Genomic DNA, 502 nt, shown 5'->3' with positions numbered 1-502 from the left:
AAAAAAGTTGAAACAGGTTCGTTTGTTATATTACAGAACATGTTTTTTTTCGGTGTGTTAGTAAATCCCTCTCACTTTGTGCTAAAACAATGATATAATTAAATAAAGTGTTTTACGTACTTATCTTGGATGGTGGGAGGGAGCTACCCATGGAAAGATATTTAAAAATGTTGGCTGAAAATGAACAAAAAGACGGCGACATGCACCAGTTTATTCTCGAGTTAATTCGCCAGATTACATTTGATGCCAGCCTTTCTTCAAAAGAACGCACCGATGAAATCAAAAAAATATACTGGGCGCTGGACGAATACGCAGGCGTTCAGCAATAAAGCGGAATGCAGAGAAAGTAACCTTTAACGCAAAATAGGTTGGGGTTACTTTCTTTAGTTTTTATGTCAATAAAGTATATACTATGGTAGAAAATGCTTTTCATAGTTCAAACATGTTATTTTCCAAAACCACCATGGCGTTTCAGCCGCAACCCCGACATGAAAATAGGGGG

General features: G+C 37.1%; 1 protein-coding gene. It reads left to right on the top strand.

The window, feature by feature from the left end; genetic code table 11:
• Positions 1-149: 149 nt before the first annotated feature.
• Positions 150-329, top strand: coding sequence for a hypothetical protein (locus ADA01nite_RS03190; protein ID WP_146808460.1), 180 nt, complete (start codon positions 150-152; stop codon positions 327-329).
• Positions 330-502: the final 173 nt, after the last annotated feature.

The sequence above is a fragment of the Aneurinibacillus danicus genome (genome assembly GCF_007991215.1).
Classification (GTDB): Bacteria; Bacillota; Bacilli; order Aneurinibacillales; family Aneurinibacillaceae; genus Aneurinibacillus; species Aneurinibacillus danicus.
Note: the sequence above shows the minus strand (reverse complement) of the source record. Positions and strands in the feature narration are given on the sequence as shown.

Bases quoted from the DNA above. Each gene is read 5' to 3' on its own strand.
- ADA01nite_RS03190 (WP_146808460.1), top strand. From the start codon at position 150: ATGGAAAGATATTTAAAAATGTTGGCTGAAAATGAACAAAAAGACGGC.